This window comes from Stagnihabitans tardus, assembly GCF_009925085.1.
GTDB lineage: Bacteria > Pseudomonadota > Alphaproteobacteria > Rhodobacterales > Rhodobacteraceae > Stagnihabitans > Stagnihabitans tardus.
In genome coordinates, this window is record NZ_JAABNR010000012.1 from 19,344 (window position 1) to 34,635 (window position 15,292).

General features: G+C 64.6%; 16 protein-coding genes. 11 read left to right on the top strand and 5 right to left on the bottom strand.

Annotation, left to right across the window (positions count from 1 at the left end):
- Positions 1-44: 44 nt before the first annotated feature.
- Positions 45-533, bottom strand: coding sequence for a DUF3576 domain-containing protein (locus GV832_RS13410; protein WP_168775396.1), 489 nt, complete (start codon positions 531-533; stop codon positions 45-47).
- Positions 534-938: 405 nt separating this feature from the next.
- On the opposite strand from GV832_RS13410, the gene GV832_RS13415 reads away from it, so the two are divergent.
- Both GV832_RS13415 and GV832_RS13420 read left to right on the top strand, forming a co-directional pair.
- On the top strand, positions 939-1,772 hold the full coding sequence (locus tag GV832_RS13415; protein WP_168775397.1) for a porin: 834 nt from the start codon (positions 939-941) through the stop codon (positions 1,770-1,772).
- 142 nt (positions 1,773-1,914) lie between these two features.
- A complete protein-coding gene (locus GV832_RS13420) occupies positions 1,915-2,571 on the top strand; it encodes a YggS family pyridoxal phosphate-dependent enzyme (RefSeq protein ID WP_168775398.1) in 657 nt (218 codons plus the stop codon).
- A 43-nt stretch (positions 2,572-2,614) separates the two neighbouring features.
- Here GV832_RS13420 and GV832_RS13425 read toward each other — a convergent pair whose 3' ends face one another.
- Both GV832_RS13425 and GV832_RS13430 read right to left on the bottom strand, forming a co-directional pair.
- Positions 2,615-4,492, bottom strand: a complete 1,878-nt coding sequence (locus GV832_RS13425) for an amylosucrase (RefSeq protein ID WP_168775399.1) — start codon at positions 4,490-4,492, stop codon at positions 2,615-2,617.
- Between the two features lie 38 nt (positions 4,493-4,530).
- On the bottom strand, positions 4,531-5,046 hold the full coding sequence (locus GV832_RS13430) for a L,D-transpeptidase family protein (protein WP_168775400.1): 516 nt from the start codon (positions 5,044-5,046) through the stop codon (positions 4,531-4,533).
- Between the two features lie 111 nt (positions 5,047-5,157).
- Between GV832_RS13430 and GV832_RS13435 the strand changes: the two genes are divergently transcribed.
- The 4 genes from GV832_RS13435 to GV832_RS13450 all read left to right on the top strand — a co-directional run bounded on the left by GV832_RS13435 (position 5,158) and on the right by GV832_RS13450 (position 8,629).
- Positions 5,158-5,844, top strand: a complete 687-nt coding sequence (locus GV832_RS13435) for a response regulator transcription factor (RefSeq protein ID WP_168775401.1) — start codon at positions 5,158-5,160, stop codon at positions 5,842-5,844.
- A 284-nt stretch (positions 5,845-6,128) separates the two neighbouring features.
- Positions 6,129-6,440 (top strand): hypothetical protein, encoded by a 312-nt coding sequence (locus tag GV832_RS13440; RefSeq protein WP_168775402.1) that lies wholly within the window; start codon positions 6,129-6,131, stop codon positions 6,438-6,440.
- A gap of 44 nt (positions 6,441-6,484) precedes the next feature.
- On the top strand, positions 6,485-7,270 hold the full coding sequence (locus GV832_RS13445) for an exodeoxyribonuclease III (protein ID WP_168775403.1): 786 nt from the start codon (positions 6,485-6,487) through the stop codon (positions 7,268-7,270).
- A gap of 54 nt (positions 7,271-7,324) precedes the next feature.
- Positions 7,325-8,629 (top strand): UDP-glucose dehydrogenase family protein, encoded by a 1,305-nt coding sequence (locus GV832_RS13450; protein ID WP_168775404.1) that lies wholly within the window; start codon positions 7,325-7,327, stop codon positions 8,627-8,629.
- Here the strand turns inward: GV832_RS13450 and GV832_RS13455 are convergent.
- Positions 8,626-9,372: an ABC transporter permease gene (locus tag GV832_RS13455; protein ID WP_168775405.1), complete on the bottom strand. Its 747-nt coding sequence runs from the start codon at positions 9,370-9,372 to the stop codon at positions 8,626-8,628. The two genes, GV832_RS13450 and GV832_RS13455, sit on opposite strands and share 4 nt — an antisense overlap.
- Before the next feature lie 867 nt (positions 9,373-10,239).
- On the opposite strand from GV832_RS13455, the gene GV832_RS13460 reads away from it, so the two are divergent.
- The 3 genes from GV832_RS13460 to galE are packed head-to-tail and all read left to right on the top strand — an operon-like array spanning position 10,240 to position 13,072.
- Positions 10,240-11,382, top strand: a complete 1,143-nt coding sequence (locus tag GV832_RS13460; protein ID WP_168775406.1) for a KpsE/RkpR family capsule polysaccharide export protein — start codon at positions 10,240-10,242, stop codon at positions 11,380-11,382.
- Positions 11,379-12,062, top strand: a complete 684-nt coding sequence (locus tag GV832_RS13465; RefSeq protein WP_168775407.1) for an ABC transporter ATP-binding protein — start codon at positions 11,379-11,381, stop codon at positions 12,060-12,062. Before GV832_RS13460 ends, GV832_RS13465 begins: the two co-directional genes overlap by 4 nt.
- A 29-nt stretch (positions 12,063-12,091) precedes the next feature.
- The gene (galE, locus tag GV832_RS13470; RefSeq protein ID WP_435531760.1) at positions 12,092-13,072 is read left to right on the top strand and encodes a UDP-glucose 4-epimerase GalE; all 981 of its coding nucleotides are present in this window, start codon (positions 12,092-12,094) and stop codon (positions 13,070-13,072) included.
- On the opposite strand, the gene GV832_RS13475 is transcribed toward galE, so the two are convergent.
- The gene (locus GV832_RS13475; protein WP_227754414.1) at positions 13,062-13,829 is read right to left on the bottom strand and encodes a nitrilase-related carbon-nitrogen hydrolase; all 768 of its coding nucleotides are present in this window, start codon (positions 13,827-13,829) and stop codon (positions 13,062-13,064) included. The genes galE and GV832_RS13475 overlap by 11 nt on opposite strands.
- 57 nt (positions 13,830-13,886) lie before the next feature.
- Here GV832_RS13475 and GV832_RS13480 point away from each other — a divergent pair, with 57 nt between their 5' ends.
- Both GV832_RS13480 and GV832_RS13485 read left to right on the top strand, forming a co-directional pair.
- Positions 13,887-14,768 (top strand): LysR family transcriptional regulator, encoded by an 882-nt coding sequence (locus GV832_RS13480; protein ID WP_227754415.1) that lies wholly within the window; start codon positions 13,887-13,889, stop codon positions 14,766-14,768.
- A 96-nt stretch (positions 14,769-14,864) separates the two neighbouring features.
- Positions 14,865-15,281: a DoxX family protein gene (locus tag GV832_RS13485; protein ID WP_168775409.1), complete on the top strand. Its 417-nt coding sequence runs from the start codon at positions 14,865-14,867 to the stop codon at positions 15,279-15,281.
- Positions 15,282-15,292: the final 11 nt, after the last annotated feature.

Here is a 15,292-nt window from a genome sequence, read left to right on the forward strand (position 1 = left end):
GCGCGCGAAAAGGTCCAGCGTCCAAAGCCGCCAGACCCCAAAAATCACAACTTGCTGTCGGCGATCCGCATCTCGCGCGCCCGGGCCAGGATCGCATCCTCGACGGCCGAGACCGTCTCGGGCGCCACGGCCCCGCCGCCCTGACCCTGAAGCGCCACTCGCAAGGACCGCGCATCCAGCGCCGGGTCCTGCACATAGATCGTCGCGCGATAGGCCCGACCCCCGCCCGGAGGCCGCCCATAGCCCGTCACGATCACCCCGGTGAAGGGATCGACCGATTCGATGGGCAGGAAGTCCAGCACGTCGAGGCTGGCGTTCCAGATATACTTGTTCACCCGCACCGTGACATTGGCATCGGTATTCTTGGAAAACAGGTCCCAGATGGTGGAGCGCCGGGGCTCTGCCGCCGCCCGCGCCTCGTTCGCCGCGACATTGGCCGCGCGCCGCTCGGGCGAGGTGCCCAAGACCCCGCAGCCGCTGAGCACCGAAAGGCCCAGACCCAAAACCATAGCCACCCGCGCGTGCGTATACATAGAGAGAGCCTCTTCCAACCTGCCCGTGTCTAGCCCAGCCCTGAAAGCCTGCCAAGGGCTTTCACCCCGGGGCGCCCCGGGGGCGATTCCGAATCGAGGCACCCGATTCCGGCGTCTTTCCGCCCCCCTTGTGCCTGATTTCCGCCACTTTTCCGCCACAAAGCCCGGGAAATCCCGACTGTTTCCTCGTTTTGGACAATCCGCGCCCCGGATTTCCGCCTTGTTTTGCTGGCCGGGCCGGGGGTCTGTGGCGGAACTGTGGCAAAGCTGCACCAGAGATTTCGCCTTCCGTTCCGGGGTGGGCCCTATGCGTTGCAATCCGGGCCGTGCCGCGCGAAATAGGGTCATACCCAGTTCGGACCATCCTGAGTTGGGCGACCCCTAAAAGACAACGAGGGAAAAGACATGAAAAAGATTCTTCTGGCGACCACCGTCCTGGCCATGACCGCTTCGGTCGCTGCTGCTGAAGTTGCGGTTTCGGGCTCGGCCCGCATGGGTATCATCAACAACGGCGTCGACACCGAGTTCTCGTCGCGCGTCCGCATCCAGTTCGACGGTTCGGGCACGACCGACGGCGGCCTGTCGTTCGGCGCTTCGATCCGTGCTGACCAGTCGGGCCAGGGCGGAACCGCCAACGGCGACTCGACCGTCTTCGTTTCGGGCTCGTTCGGCAAGCTGACCATGGGCGACGTCGCTGGCGGCGCTGCTGACAACCTGGTCGGCCAAGTGTCGGGCGTTGGCTACGGCGCCTCGGCTGCCGATGGCAAGCAAGAGATCGGCTTCCTTGGTGGCACCGCCACCGCCGCTCGCTACGACTACACCTCGGGCGCTCTGTCGGTCTCGGTCGGCATCGGCCAAGTCACCGCCGCTGACGAAGCCAAGTCGATCGCTGTGAAGTATGCCCCCGGCACCTACTCGGTCGCCGTCGGCTTCTCCGACACCGCCACCGACTCGCAAATCGACCTGCTGGGTTCGGCCACCTTCGGTGCGGCCACCGTCAAGGCTCGCGTCGCTGACCGTGACTCGGCCGCTGACATCGCCTACGCCGTCTCGCTGGACTATGTGACCGGCGCTGCGACCATCACCGCCTTCGCCGCGTCGAACACCGACTTCGCTGGCGCTGACAACACCGGTCTGGGCGTGTCCTACGACCTGGGTGGCGGCGCTGCCGTCAAGGCCGGCGTGGTTGACGCCAACGGCACCACCGTCTACGACGCTGGTATCACGATGTCGTTCTGATCCTTCGGGATCTGAATGGGAAGAGCGGGCGAAAGCCCGCTCTTTTCTTTTTGTGCTGCCCGGTCCTGTCTTTGTGCATCCCGGTCTTTTCTTTCCGCGCGCCAGGTTGTTACCTGTCCGCCGTCACAAAGAAGGTCCGCCCATGTCCCTTGCCGAGATCCGCCACCGCTTGACCCAGGCCGAAGCCGCCTCAGGCCGCGCCCCGGGCTCCGTCACCCTGGTCGCCGTCTCCAAGGTCCAGCCCGATGCCCGTGTGCGCGAGGTGCTGACAGAAGGACAGCGCGTCTTCGGTGAGAACTATGTGCAAGAGGCCGGGGCGAAATGGCCCGGCTTTCGTGCCGACTTCCCCGGGGTGGAGTTGCACATGATCGGGCCCTTGCAGACCAACAAGGCCAAGCAGGCGGTCGAGCTTTTCGACGTGATCCAGTCGCTGGACCGCCCCTCGCTGGCGCAAAAGCTCGCCAGCCTCGCCCAGGCGCGCGGCAAGAGCCCGGGCCTTTTCATCCAGGTCAACACCGGCTCCGAGCCGCAGAAGGCCGGCATCCTGCCGCAAGACCTTGGTGCCTTCGTCGCCTCTTGCCGGACGATGGACCTCTCCCCGCAGGGCCTGATGTGCATCCCGCCCGAGGGCCAGGACCCGGTCCCGCATTTCGCACAACTGGCCAAGCTGGCCGCCGACAACGGCTTGCCCCAGCTTTCCATGGGAATGAGCAGCGATTTCGAGACAGCCGTGGCGATGGGGGCGACCCATATCCGCGTGGGTTCCGCCCTTTTCGGCGCACGAAGCCCCAAGAGCTGAAAGCGGCGCCAGGCGCCTTTTGGGCGCCCGGCCGTTGCCTGTGCTACAAGAGCCAGACCCGCGCATAGGGGGGCAGGGCGATCTGCCCGTCATGGGCTTCGACCGCATGGTCCGACAGCGCATCATGCATCCGCGTCACCCCCTGGGCCCGCGCCCAGGTCTCGGGCAGGTGCAGCCAATGTTCGGTCATGTTGAAGAGACCCAGCATCACCCCGGTCGGCGCCTGGCGCACGAAGGCAAAGACCCCCGACTGGCCAGGATCGACGATCCGCAGGGGATGGCCCGCATGGATCGCCTCGACCGCCTTCCGCCGCGCCAGGATATGCTTGGTGCCCCGGAAGACCTGGCCCGCCGCGCCGTCGTCCGAATGGCGGAACTGCGCGAGGTGCCAGTCCATCTTCGGCCGGTGCACCCAGCGGCTGTCATGCGCATGTTCGGGAACGTCGCGGTAACCATAGTCGTTCAGCATGGCGAGTTCATCGCCCATATAGATCAAGGGGATGCCGCCAAAGCCCGCGATCAGCGCATGGCCCAGAAGGATGCGCTGCACCGCCAGTTGCTCGGCCCCCCGGTCCTGGGCCCGCTCCAGCCCCGCCAAGGAGGCGAAGGAGCCGCTGATCCTCTTGTCGCCGGTCTCTTCGTTGACCTGGAAAAGCTCGCCCTTGGCGAAGCTGCCGGGGAAGGACCCTTCATAGAAGTTCGAGAGAAAGGCCCGATGCGCGCCCCCCGACATGTGCAGGGCGCCCGCATCCTCATCCGTCACCGCCCAGCCGATGTCGTCATGGCAGCGGATATAGGTGGCATAGGTCGCATTGGTGAGCCGTTCCGGGAAGTGGGTGCCCAGCACATGCCGCATCAACCGCGCATCCCGCGTGGCCAAGGCCCCCCAGAACTGCACCATCAGCGAGTTGTGATAGGCGAGGTTGCCTTCCTTGCCGTCATGCTTTCCGCGCCCGAGGTAGGGCAGCATCTCGGCAGGGGCCACGATGGCCTCCTCCAGGTGCAGGACGGCGGGGCAGGCGATCCGGCAACAGGCCCGCAGCGCCTGCAAGAGCATATGGACCTCGGGCTCGGACTGGCACCGCGTCCCCATCCGCTTCCACATGAAGGCCACGGCATCCAGCCGCAGGACCTCGACCCCCTTGTTGGCGAGGAAGAGCATGATCTCGGTGATTTCCAGGAAGACCTGCGGGTTGGCCCAGTTCAGGTCCCACTGATGCTCGTTGAAGGTGGTCCAGACCCATTTGCCGAAATGCGGATATTCGGTGAAACTGCCGGGGGCGGTGTCGGGGAAGATCTCGACCAAGGACCGCTCATAGGCCCGGGGCAGGGCGGGGTCGTCGAACATCAGGTAGTAATCCTGGTAGGTCGCATCCCCCTTGGCGGCCTTCTGCGCCCAGGCGTGCTCCTTGGCGGTGTGGTTCAACACCAGGTCGATGCAGACCGAGATCCCCCGCGCCCGCAGCGCCGCCGTGACCTCTTCGAAGTCTTCCATCGAGCCGTAATCGGGGTTGATCGCCCGGTAATCCATCACCGAATAGCCGCCGTCGCTGTCACCGGGGCGGGGCTTCAGGCAGGGCATGAAATGGACATAGGTGATGCCGAGGTCTTCGAGGTAATCGAGCTTGTCGAGCACCCCTTTCAGCGTCCCCGCAAAGCGGTCGATGTAGAAGACATAGCCCGCGCGGTCGGGGCGCTGGAACCAGTCGGGCTCCAGGTCGCGGGCCAGGTCCAGCCGCTTCAGATCCGCAGGCCGCTTGGTCCAACCGGCTTTCAAAGCGCTCAGCAATTTCTCGCGGAAGCCGTCGTAATCGGGATGCCGGCCGTAAAGCGCCTCGAGCATCGGCCACAGATCGGGCGCGCTGCGGGTCAAACGCAGGGTAAACACATCGTCATCCGTCAAGGACGCCGCTTTGGCCATGGCAGGTTCCTCCCTCTTCCGAGGGCAGATTAGGGCATTCAAAGCGTTTTGGAAAGTCCCTCGGGCACGATGACCCGGTCAGCATGGCGCAGACCGCGCACCAGCCACAAGAGGTCCTCGGCCCCAAGCGCGATACAGCCCGCGGTGGGCGCCCCGGGCCTGCGCCAGCGGTGGATGAAGATGGCCGAACCCTGGCCGGGATGGGACACCGGCCAGTTCCAATCCAGGATCAGCACCAGGTCATACATCGGGTCCGCGCGCCGCAGGCGTTCATGGCTGAAGGCGTAAGGCGCCCGCACCATCTTGTTGTAGTCCCCCGCGCGCGGATCGTCCGACCACAGGTCCATGGGCCCGATGGGCAGCGCCCAATCCACCGGCTGCGCCATCCGGTCAGGCCGATACAGGCAGCCCACGATGCCATGAACCCCCGCAGGCGTCGCCCCATCCCCCTCGCGCTTGCGCGTGGTGACGCCGCTCCGCCCGATCGTGCAGGGCAGAACCCGCCCCCGCACCCGCAGCCCCATGGGCGTCAGCATCAGATCCCCGGATTTCATCGTTGAAACAATCCCTCGCAAGCTGACACGTCGACGTGACCCCGCTGTCACATAACTTGAAGCCATCGTGATGCGGGCACATCTTCCCCGCAAGACCACACGGAGACAACCATGACAACTCTGCGGAAGATCCTTCTTGTCGATGACGATGACGACCTGCGCGAGGCCCTGTCCGAGCAGCTGGTCCTGACCGAAGACTTCGACGTCTTCGAGGCGCGCACCGGCGCCGAGGGGATGGAGAAGGCCAAGGCCGCACCCTATGACCTGGTGATCCTGGACGTGGGCCTGCCCGACACCGATGGCCGCGAGCTCTGCAAGCGGATGCGCAAGGCGGGGGTCAAATGCCCGATCCTGATGCTGACGGGCCATGATTCGGATGCCGACACGATCCTGGGGCTCGATGCGGGCGCCAATGACTATGTGACGAAACCCTTCAAATTCCCCGTTCTTCTGGCCCGCATCCGTGCGCAACTGCGGCAGCACGAACAGTCCGAAGACGCGATCTTTCAACTGGGCCCCTACACCTTCAAGCCCGCCCAAAAGATGCTGGTCGACGTCAAGGACAAGAAGATTCGCCTGACCGAGAAGGAGACCAACATCCTGAAGTATCTCTATCGCGCTCAATCAGGGGTTGTGGCGCGGGATGTGCTTCTGCACGAGGTCTGGGGCTATAACGCCGGGGTGACGACCCATACGCTCGAGACCCATATCTACCGCCTGCGGCAAAAGATCGAGAGCGATCCGGCCAATGCGCGGCTGTTGGTGACCGAGAGCGGGGGCTACAAGCTGGTCGCGTGATCTTGCGGAAATGTGACACTTTCCCAAGAAAACAAGGCCTGTCCGTGGGAATGGCTTAGAAGTCGAGCGATTCGGGTCTAGGCTTTCACCATGGGACGCAGGTCCCCAGAGTTCGCTTCCCCTTGCCGTGTCGGGGTTATGGCACGGCTTCCTCCCTGTTGGACCTGGCCGGGCCGCGTGCCCGGCCTCTTTTTTCGTGATGCACCCTTGGGTTGCAATGGGGGATTTACGACTTCAAAAGGACTCTGCGGCAGTCTGCGCGGGACCAAACCACAGGAGTCCCCATGCGTCGCCTTGCCCTTGCCCTCTTGACCTTCGCCGCCACCCCCGTGATGGCCGAGGATCTTGAATTCGTCCTGATCAACAACTCGTCGCTGAAGCTGGTCGAGATGTATGTCTCCCCGCATGAGGCCGAGGACTGGGGCGAGAACATCCTTTCGGTGGCCTCGGTCGATCCGGGGACCGAAGGCACGATCTCGATCGCCGATGGCGCGACGGTCTGCGACTATGACATGCGTTTCGTGATGGAAAACGGCAACGACGTGTCGGGCACGCAGAACCTTTGCGAACTGGCGACCTTCACGCTGCACGACTGATGCGCTAGTCCTTGGGCTGCGATCCCGCAGCCCAAGGAGCTCCCATGTTCACCCTCGCCACCTGGAACATCAATTCTGTCCGCTTGCGCGAGGGGCTGGTGATCCGCCTGTTGCAGGAAGAGGCACCCGATGTGCTGTGCCTGCAAGAGTGCAAGAGCCCTGTCGAGCTGATCCCGCGTGAGGGGTTCGCCGCGCTTGGCTATCACCACATGGTGGCGCGGGGGCAGAAGGGCTACAACGGCGTGGCGATCCTCTCCAAGCTGCCCTTGGAAGAGGTCGCGGGCCATGATTTCGCCTCACTGGGTCATGCGCGCCATGTGGCGGCGCGGCTGCCCAATGGCGTGGTGATCCACAATTGCTATGTGCCTGCGGGCGGCGATATCCCCGACCGGACGCAGAACGAGAAATTCGGCCAGAAGCTGGATTACCTGACCGAGATGCGCGACCATTTCCGCGACAGCCTGCCGCAAAGGTCGATCCTTGTGGGCGATCTGAACATCGCTCCCCGAGAGGATGACGTCTGGAACCACAAGCAGCTGTTGAAGATCGTCTCCCACACCCCGATCGAGGTCGAGCATTTCAATGCCGTGATGGAGGCCGGGGATTGGGTCGATGTCACCCGGCAAGATATCCCCGAGGGGCGGCTTTACTCCTGGTGGTCCTATCGCTCGCCCGATTGGGATGCGGGCGACAAGGGGCGGCGGCTGGATCATGTCTGGGCGACCAAGGATATCGCGGCCTCCGCCCATGGCAGCCGCATCCTGCGCCCGGTGCGCGGCTGGGAGCAGGGCAGCGACCACGTCCCGGTCTTTGCCTCTTTCGACCTCTGAGGCTTTGACAGCGCCCCAACCCCTGACTAGACAGAGAAAAAACAGGAGCAGGCCATGAAGATTGCGATGATTGGGACGGGTTATGTCGGCCTGGTTTCAGGGGTCTGCTTCTCGGACTTCGGGCATGAGGTCGTCTGCGTCGACAAGAACCCGGAAAAGATCGCCAAGCTTCAGGCCGGAGAGGTCCCGATCTTCGAGCCCGGCCTTGATGTGCTGATGGCCAAGAACGTGGCCGCCGGGCGGCTGTCCTTTACGCTGAACCTGGCCGAGGCCGTAGCGGGGGCCGATGCGGTCTTCATCGCCGTGGGCACGCCGACCCGGCGCGGCGATGGCCATGCCGACCTGACCTATGTGATGGCGGCGGCTGCCGAAATTGCGACCGCGATGACCCAGTATACCGTCGTCGTGACCAAATCGACGGTCCCGGTGGGCACGAACCGCGACGTGGCCCGCGCGATCAAGAAGGCCAACCCGCAAGCGCAGTTCGACGTGGCCTCGAACCCCGAGTTCCTGCGCGAGGGCGCCGCCATCGACGACTTCATGCGGCCGGACCGGGTCGTGGTGGGGGTCGAATCCGGCAAGGCCCGCAAGGTCATGGCCGATGTCTACAAGCCCTTGTTCCTGCGCGATTTCCCCGTGGTCTACACGGGTCTGGAATCGGCCGAGATGATCAAATACGCGGCCAATGCCTTCCTGGCCACCAAGATCACCTTCATCAACGAGATCGCGGCGCTTTGCGAAAAGGTCGGAGCCGATGTCAAGGACGTGGCCAAGGGCATGGGGATGGATGGGCGCATCGGCAACAAGTTCCTTCATGCCGGGCCCGGCTATGGTGGCAGCTGTTTCCCCAAGGATACCAAGGCCTTGGCTCGCATCGGCCAGGACCATGCCGTGCCCATGCAGATCACGGAAACCGTCATCAAGGTCAATGACGAGATCAAGCGCCGGATGCTGGACAAGATCGTCGACCTTTGCGACGGCAAGGTGAACGGCAAGACCATCGCGGTCCTGGGTGTCACCTTCAAGCCCAACACCGACGACATGCGCGACGCGCCCTCCTTGACCATCGTCCCCGCCCTGGTCGGCGGCGGAGCCAAGGTTCGCGTGGCCGATCCGCAAGGCCAGCACGAGGGTGAGGCGCTGCTTCCCGGCGTCAAATGGTGCGACAGCGCCTACCAGGCGGCGCAGGGGGCGGATGTCCTTGTGATCCTGACCGAATGGAACGAGTTCCGGGCCCTGGACCTCGACAAGCTGGCGCGCAAGATGACGGTGCCGCGCATGGCCGATCTGCGCAACATCTATTCCGCGACCGAAGTGCTTGAGGCGGGCTTCGACAAATACCTCGGCGTGGGGCGTTAACGCCGCTCGAGGAAGTCGAAGACGAAACGGTGCAGGCCCAGCATCCCGATGACGAAGGTCGCTCCGGCGATGGCGAAGACATAGCCGGGCGACACGAAGCTGGCATCGACCGCGGGGTAAAAGGCCTTGCGCATCTCGGCGACCAGATGCGCCATGGGCAGCCATTTCAGGTAATCGAAGAAATAGCTCGGCAGGTCGGTGATGGGGAACATCACCCCCGCCAAGAGCGTCATCGGCCGCATGCAGACGCCCCAGAAGGTCTCATAGGCAGAAGAGGCAAGGAAGAGGACGGAGTTCATCGTGCCCAGCCCCAACCCCAGGGCCGCGGCCATCGAAAGGCTCATCGCCACCCGGTAAGGGTCGGGATCGACGCGAAGCCCATACCAGGCCACGACACCTCCGGCCGCGATCAGGAAGACCAGGGTATTGGTGAAGACGTTCAGGATGAAGCGCGAAAACAGGATGTCGACGACGGTGACCGAGGGGAAGCCCAGAAGGTTGGCCGAATAGCGGATCGAGGTCGCCACACGTCCGGCCACATGGGCAAAGAGGTGAAAGGGCAGGACCCCGGTCACATAGTAAAGCTGGAAATTCGTGCCCAGCCGGGGCGTCCTCTGGATCAGCGAAAAGGCAAAGGCCAGAAGGATCACCGCGAAGATCGGCTCGATCAGGGTCCAGAGAAAGCCCAGCGAGGTCCTTGTCTCCCGCGAGCCGGTCTCGCGCATGATCAGGGCGACGATCACCCGAAAGCTCCGGAAGCGGCGGGCGCGGGGCTGTTGCGCCTCGCCAAGGGGGGGGCGTTCCGGGGCAGGGGATGCGGAAATCGGCTGCATTTTACTTGTTTTCCTGCGGAGCGGAGGGCCGGGCACGGGGAGGCGCGCAGTCGGCACTTGTGATGCCTGCTGCGGCTGCGATAGTATTACCAGCAAGATGAATAGGGCGCAAACTGCTGCGCAGATCTGGAAACACCTGTGAAGATCCCCACCGCAAAGACCGGAGAGACCGGCTCCGAGCCCGAGGCCGAGGCCGGATCGGCTTCTGACGGGGGCCCGCAGCGTCGTGCGCCCGGGGCCATGGGAGCCAATCAGCGGGCGCTGCGACTGGCACGTGCCGAGGCGGGCCAGCCCATGGGCGCCCCGCGCCGCCGTCCCGGGCTTGGTGACGGTGCCGAGCCATCGGTGGGTCCTTTCGATACGGCTCCTTCGGGGGCGGGGCAGGGGGGCGGTGCGCAAGCTCCCGGAGGTCAGACGGCCGGCGCCCCGGCGGCGCCTGTGCAGAAGGCCGGTGCTCCGGCCGCGGCCAAGGCCGGCCCCAATGCGACTGGCCCCAACATGGGCGTTCAGAATTTGGGCGGACAACCTGGCGCCAGGCCGGGTCCCGGCGCCCAAAATCCCGCTCCCCAAAATCTCGCTCCTCAGAATCCGGCTCCCCAGAATCCCGCTCCCCAAGGTCAGGTCCTGCCAAAGCAGGCGCCCCAGGCCCCGGCAGGCCAGGTGCCCGCCGCCGCTCAAAACCCCGGCAGCCAACAGCGGCCCCCCCAGGCGCAGCCCCCCCAGAATCCGGCCCCCCAAACTCCGCCCCCCCAGCCGGGTGCCGTGGGGCGCAAGCCCTTGCCCGATCCCCGCCCGCTCGAGACCGTTCAGGCCGCCCGGCTGCAGATCCGTCATTTCCTCTTGATGACGCTTTTCGTGCTTCTGGTGATCCTGCCCCCGTCGGTTTACGGCGCCTATCTTTATACCAAGGCGGCCGACCAATACGAAAGTGACGTGGGCTTCGGCAGCCGGACGGAGAAGTCCTCGACCACATTCGACGTGCTGGGCGTGCTCGGCGGCGCGGGCGGGGCGGCTTCGACCAAGGACATGGACATCCTCAACCAGTTCGTCACCAGCCAGGAGCTGGTCGAACGCATCGACCGCAAGCTTGACCTGCGCAAGATCTGGGCCCGCCACCCCGAAGACTGGTATTTCTCCTTCCCCGCCGATGGCCCGATCGAGGACCTGGTGGAATACTGGAATGACATGGTCGTGGTGAATTTCGACAGCTCCACCGGCCTGATGCTGCTGGAGGTCTATGCCTTCACCCCCGAGGATGCCCGGGCCATCGCCCAGGAAATCGTGGTGGAATCGACCGCCATCATCAACGAACTGTCCAAGACCGCGCAGGAGGATACGACCCGCTATGCGCGTGAGACCCTGGCCAAGGCCGAGGACCGCTACCGCACGGCGCAGAACGACCTGGCCGAGTTCCGCAGCAAGAACCATATCGTCGATCCTGCGACCCAATTGGCGGGGGCAAGCCAGGTGGTCAACAGCCTGGCCCAGCAACTGGCCGAAGCGCAGATCAGCCTGGACCTCTTGCGCGGTCAGGTGGCCGACAGCGACCCAAGGATCGGCCAGCTTACCCGCCGGATCGAGGTCATCGAGAACCGCATCGCGACCGAGACGGCCAAGGTCGGCAATGTCTCGGACCCCGCCGATCCCGGCTATGCGGCGCTGATCCGCGACTATCAGAACCTTCAGCTTGAGCTGGAGTTCGGGCAGAAGGCCTATCTCGCCGCCCAGGGCGCCTATGACCAGGCCGTGACCGATGCGGCGCAGCAGACGCATTACCTGGCGACCTTCCTCGCGCCGACGCTGGCGCAATCGACCACGGCGCCCGATCGTCCGCTGCATATCCTGCTGACTGCCCTGGCCGGGCTCCTGGCCTGGGCCTCGATTTCGATGATCTACTACGCGTTGCGCGACCGGCGATGATCAGCTTCGAATCCGTCACCAAGGCCTTCTGGTATCGGGGGCAGCCGAAATATGTCGCCAAGGACATCACGGCTGTCATCCCGACCGGGGCCAAGATGGGTATCCTGGGCCGCAACGGGGCGGGCAAGTCGACGCTTCTGGCGATGATCGCGGGCAATGTGAACCCCAACCGCGGCATGGTCCGGGTGACCGGGGAGATCTCTTGGCCCATCGGCCTGACCGGCTGCATCCAGCCCGACATGACCGGGGCGCAGAACGTCCGGTTCATTGCGCGGGTCTATGGCGTCGACACGCAGCAATTGGTTGATTTCGTGCAGGATTTTGCCGAGCTTGGCACGAACTACTACGAGCCGGTCAAGACCTATTCCTCGGGGATGCGCGGGCGGTTGAACTTCGGCATGTCCATGGGCATCCGCTTCAACACCTATCTGTTGGACGAGGTCCATTCGACCGGCGACGCTGCCTTCAAGCGCAAGGCGGACGAGCTCTTCCATGAGCGGATGCGCGAGGCGGGGGTCATCCTGATCTCGCATTCGGATGCACAGCTGCGGGCGCTTTGCACCTCGGGCGCCGTGCTGGAACATGGCAGCCTGACCTTCTATGAGACGATCGACGAGGCCATCGAGGTCCACAATTACAATCTGCGTCACGGCAGCCCCAACCCGTCTCATGCGGCTTGAGGGCGGGGCGCTTGAGGATGGGGAATGACATGCATGTTCTGGTGACGGGGGGGGCGGGCTATATCGGCGCCCATGCCTGCAAGGCCTTGAAAGCGGCGGGGTTTATCCCGGTGGCCTTCGACAATTTCTCGACCGGCTGGCGGCAGGCGGTGAAGTTCGGGCCGATGTTCCAGGGCGACCTGATGGACCGCGCCTCGATCGAGGCGGCGATTGCCATGTACAAGCCCGTGGCGATCATGCATTTCGCGGCGCTGTCGCTGGTGGGCGAATCCATGACCAACCCGGCCAAGTATTGGCGCGTGAACGTCAACGGCAGCCTGAACCTGATCGAGGCGGCGCTGGATGCGGGGATCAAGAACTTCGTCTTTTCCTCGACTTGCGCCACTTATGGCGAACTGGATGGCGTGGCCCTGAACGAGGACACCCCCCAGACCCCGATCAATGCCTATGGCGGGTCAAAGCGCGCCATCGAGATGATCCTGCGTGATTTCGAGAAGAGCCATGGGCTGAACTCGGTCATCTTCCGCTATTTCAACGTCGCGGGCGCCGACCCCGAGGGCGAGGTGGGCGAGCAGCATGTGCCGGAGACCCATCTGATCCCGCTGATGCTGGATGCCATCGACGGCAAACGCCCGGCGCTGACGGTTTTCGGCAGCGATTACAAGACCAAGGACGGCACCTGCATCCGCGACTATGTCCATGTCATGGACCTGGTGGACGCCCATATCCTGGGTCTGAAATGGCTTCTGGAGGGCAAGGAAAGCCGGGTCTTCTGCCTGGGCTCTGGCAATGGCTTCACCGTCCGCGAGGTGATCGAGGCCTCCCGCATCGTCACCAACCGCGAGGTGCCGATCATCGAGGGCTCCCGCCGCCCCGGTGATGCGACCTCGCTGGTCTCGGGCTCGGTCCGGGCGATCCACGAGCTCGGGTGGGAGCCGAAACGCTCGACGCTTCAGCAGATGATCGGCGACGCCTGGCGCTGGTCCAAGCAGCCCGCCTTCACCGAATGATCCGCAGATCGCGCGCCTGGGTCGTCAGGCGCGCGGGCTCGGGCGGGGGGAGATCGGCCACCAGAAGCGCCGCCTCGGCCCCGGCCTGGGCCATGATCTGGCCATGGGGGCCAGTGATGGTCGACAGGCCGAAGTAAGGGCAATCACCCTCGGTGCCGCAGTAATTGGCATAGACGATGGACAGCGCGTGGTTGGCCGAATGGGCGGGCACGACGGACTGCGCCACGTTCTCGAAGGGCTTGGGGCAGGCGGTGGGGCAGAGGATCAGGCTGACCCCTTGGGCCTTCAAGGCCTTGATATGCTGGTCGAATTCGATGTCATAGCAGATCAGCAGCGCCGCCTTGATCCCGTGGAAATCGAAGACAGTATAGGCATCGCCGAAAGCGAAAAGCCGCTGCTCTCGCGGCCCGAAAAGCTGGACCTTGCGGTAATGCGCGATCTCCGCCCCATCCGCCCCAAAGGCCACGGCGGAGTTATACAATACCCCATCCCGCTCGGCATAGCCCACGACCAAGGCGCAACCCGCCTCGCGCGCCAGGCCCGACAGGCGTTGATGCCACGCCCCGCCCCTCGGCTGGGCCAGATCGACCAGGGCGTCCTGGTTATAGCCCGGCAGGTAAAGCTCCGGCGCAACCAGGGCCTTGGCCCCCATCGCCCCCGCAGCCGTCACCGCCGCCCGCAAGGCCGCAAAGCCCGCCTCGATATCGCATTCCACGGAGGGGCCCTGCCAGAGGGCGATTCGCATCTTCTGTTCCATGCGCCCATCCGACCAGACCCCTTTGCGCGCCTCAAGCGAAACCGCCATAGTGACCCGATGAAAGAGAAATCCGACCGCCTCGCGCCCGAGCGCATGTTCCTGATGGTCGTCGAGACAGGCAGCTTCGCCCGGGCGGCGGAGCGCTTGGGGACGGGCTCGGGCCAGGCCTCGAAACTCGTGCAGAAGCTCGAAGCCGAGCTTGGCGTCAAGCTTCTCAACCGCACGACGCGGGCGCTCTCCCTGACCGAGGCGGGCCAGCTTTACACCGAGCGCCTGCGCGGCGTGGTCGAGGCGCTGGACGACATGACGGCCGAGCTGCAGACCGCCGCCGTCACCCCGCGTGGCCGCCTGCGCCTGACCGCGCCGCTCTCCTTCGGCACGCTGCGCCTGGCGCCCATCCTTGCGCGGTTTGCCCGCGATTTCCCCGAGATCGCGCTGGAGGTGCAGTTCACCGACCGCATCGTCAATCTGGTCGAAGAGGGCTTCGACGCCGCCATCCGGGTGGGCCTGGTGGCCGATACGACGCTGAAGGCCCGCAAGCTCTGCGAGGTGCGCATCGTCAATGTCGCCTCCCCCGCCTACCTCAAGGCCCATGGCCGGCCCGAGTGGCCCTCGGACCTGAGCCAGCACGAAGCGATCATCGACCTGAACCTGCGCGAGCCGCGCTCCTGGCCCTTTGCCACCGGGCGCATCGCTGTCTCGGGGCGGCTGGCCTTTTCCAACGCCACCGCCTGCCTCGCCTGTGCCGAGGCGGGGCTGGGCATCACCCGCACGCCGGAATTCGTCGCGGCCGAAAGCCTCGCCGCCGGGCGGGTCGAGGTCATCCTGGCCGAGTTCGAGCCGCCGCTTCTGGGGGTGCATCTGCTTTACCCCGCAGACCGCCGCGTGACGGGAAAGCTGCGCGCCTTGATTGATTTCATGGTCAAAGCGCTGCGCTAATCCTTCCAATTCAGAAGGAATAAACTTCCCGTGTCCCGGATTGCCTAAAGAACGGGAAGGGTTCATCTAGGCCCCATCGCAACACTGGAGGGTCTCATGACCACTGTCACCTCTGACTTCGCCACCGACCGTTCCACCGATCTTGCTGCCGCCCTGCTGCGCGTGACCAATGGCGCGCTTTTCGTGTTCCACGGGCTGATGAAGGTCTTCATCTTCACGATCCCGGGCACGGTTGGCTATTTCGAGTCCATCGGCCTGCCGGGCTTTTTGGCCTATCTGACCATCCTGGCCGAAGTCGGCGGCGGGCTCGCCCTGCTGGCGGGCTTCAAGGTCAAGCCGGTCTCGCTGATCCTGGCCCTGGTCCTGGTCGGCGCGGGCTATTTCGGCCATGGCGCCAATGGCTTCGTCTTCTCGAACGCCAATGGCGGCTGGGAATATCCCGCCTTCTGGGCCATCGTGATGGTGGTGCAGGCGCTTCTGGGCGCCGGCGCCTATGCCGTGGCCCGCAAGTAAGCCTTCGCAGA

Bases quoted from the DNA above. Each gene is read 5' to 3' on its own strand.
- GV832_RS13445 (WP_168775403.1), top strand. From the start codon at position 6,485: ATGTTCACCCTCGCCACCTGGAACATCAATTCTGTCCGCTTGCGCGAG.
- GV832_RS13420 (WP_168775398.1), top strand. From the start codon at position 1,915: ATGTCCCTTGCCGAGATCCGCCACCGCTTGACCCAGGCCGAAGCCGCC.
- GV832_RS13415 (WP_168775397.1), top strand. From the start codon at position 939: ATGAAAAAGATTCTTCTGGCGACCACCGTCCTGGCCATGACCGCTTCG.
- GV832_RS13465 (WP_168775407.1), top strand. From the start codon at position 11,379: ATGATCAGCTTCGAATCCGTCACCAAGGCCTTCTGGTATCGGGGGCAG.
- GV832_RS13435 (WP_168775401.1), top strand. From the start codon at position 5,158: ATGACAACTCTGCGGAAGATCCTTCTTGTCGATGACGATGACGACCTG.
- GV832_RS13440 (WP_168775402.1), top strand. From the start codon at position 6,129: ATGCGTCGCCTTGCCCTTGCCCTCTTGACCTTCGCCGCCACCCCCGTG.
- GV832_RS13485 (WP_168775409.1), top strand. From the start codon at position 14,865: ATGACCACTGTCACCTCTGACTTCGCCACCGACCGTTCCACCGATCTT.
- GV832_RS13450 (WP_168775404.1), top strand. From the start codon at position 7,325: ATGAAGATTGCGATGATTGGGACGGGTTATGTCGGCCTGGTTTCAGGG.
- GV832_RS13430 (WP_168775400.1), bottom strand. From the start codon at position 5,046: ATGAAATCCGGGGATCTGATGCTGACGCCCATGGGGCTGCGGGTGCGG.
- GV832_RS13410 (WP_168775396.1), bottom strand. From the start codon at position 533: ATGTATACGCACGCGCGGGTGGCTATGGTTTTGGGTCTGGGCCTTTCG.
- GV832_RS13475 (WP_227754414.1), bottom strand. From the start codon at position 13,829: ATGGAACAGAAGATGCGAATCGCCCTCTGGCAGGGCCCCTCCGTGGAA.
- GV832_RS13480 (WP_227754415.1), top strand. From the start codon at position 13,887: ATGAAAGAGAAATCCGACCGCCTCGCGCCCGAGCGCATGTTCCTGATG.
- galE (WP_435531760.1), top strand. From the start codon at position 12,092: ATGCATGTTCTGGTGACGGGGGGGGCGGGCTATATCGGCGCCCATGCC.
- GV832_RS13425 (WP_168775399.1), bottom strand. From the start codon at position 4,492: ATGGCCAAAGCGGCGTCCTTGACGGATGACGATGTGTTTACCCTGCGT.